Annotated in this window: 1 protein-coding gene; it reads left to right on the top strand. The window is 74.9% G+C overall.

Annotated features, from left to right (window positions below):
- Positions 1 to 50: 50 nt before the first annotated feature.
- Positions 51 to 1,007 carry a methylmalonyl Co-A mutase-associated GTPase MeaB gene (gene meaB, locus ACFRMQ_RS40885; RefSeq protein ID WP_380736007.1) on the top strand — a complete coding sequence of 319 codons (957 nt, stop codon included), beginning with the start codon at positions 51 to 53 and terminating at the stop codon, positions 1,005 to 1,007.
- The last annotated feature ends 120 nt before the right edge of the window (positions 1,008 to 1,127 follow it).

The following is a 1,127-nucleotide window of genomic DNA, read 5'->3' as shown; positions in this document are numbered from 1 at the left end:
CCGCCGGTGGCGGTCCGCAGCCCCTTCGGCATCTGCGCAAGGAGCTCCTGATGATCGATGTCGCCACGCTGGTCGAGCAGGCCCGGGAGGGCCGGCCGCGGGCGGTCGCCCGGCTGATCACGCTGGTCGAGAACGCCGCGCCGCAGCTGCGGGAGGCGATGGCCGCGCTCGCGCCGTACACCGGGCGGGCGTACACGGTGGGCCTCACCGGCTCGCCCGGGGTCGGCAAGTCCACCTCCACCTCGGCGCTGGTCTCCGCCTACCGGCGGCTCGGCAAGCGGGTCGGGGTGCTGGCCGTCGACCCGTCCTCGCCGTTCTCCGGCGGCGCGCTGCTGGGCGACCGGGTCCGGATGCAGGACCACGCCACCGACTCGGAGGTGTTCATCCGCTCGATGGCCACCCGGGGCCACCTCGGCGGGCTCTCCTGGGCGGCGCCGCAGGCGCTGCGGGTGCTGGACGCGGCCGGCTGCGATGTGATCCTGGTCGAGACCGTCGGGGTGGGCCAGTCCGAGGTGGAGGTCGCCGCCCAGGCCGACACCACCGTGGTGCTGCTGGCCCCGGGGATGGGCGACGGCATCCAGGCGGCCAAGGCCGGAATCCTGGAGATCGGCGACGTCTTCGTGGTCAACAAGGCCGACCGGGACGGCGCCGACGCCACCGCGCGGGAGCTCAACCACATGCTGGGCCTCGGCGAGGCCCGGGAGCCGGGGGACTGGCGCCCGCCGATCGTCAAGACCGTCGCGGCGCGCGGCGAGGGCGTGGACGAGGTGGTCGAGGCGCTGGAGAAGCACCGCGCCTGGCTGGAGGAGCACGGTGAACTGGCCGCGCGCCGCCGCCGCCGGGCCGCCCAGGAGATCGAGGCGATCGCCCTGGCCGAACTGCGCGCCCGGATCGGCGACCTGCGCGGCGACCGGCACCTCGCCGCTCTGGCCGAGCGGGTCGCCGACGGCGGCCTCGACCCGTACGGCGCCGCCGACGAACTCGTCGCCGGCCTGACCGCGAGCTGAGCCGGGCCCCTCGGCGAACGGCTTCCGCGCGGGAAGTCGGCTCGGCCGACTTCCTACGCAAAATGCGAGAGCGGTTCTTCGGGTTGGGCTCATGCCTGAGGACATGAGCCCAACCCACCA

The organism is Kitasatospora sp. NPDC056783 (genome assembly GCF_042789895.1).
Lineage (GTDB): Bacteria > Actinomycetota > Actinomycetes > Streptomycetales > Streptomycetaceae > Kitasatospora.
This window is presented reverse-complemented; position numbering and strand designations above follow the sequence as displayed.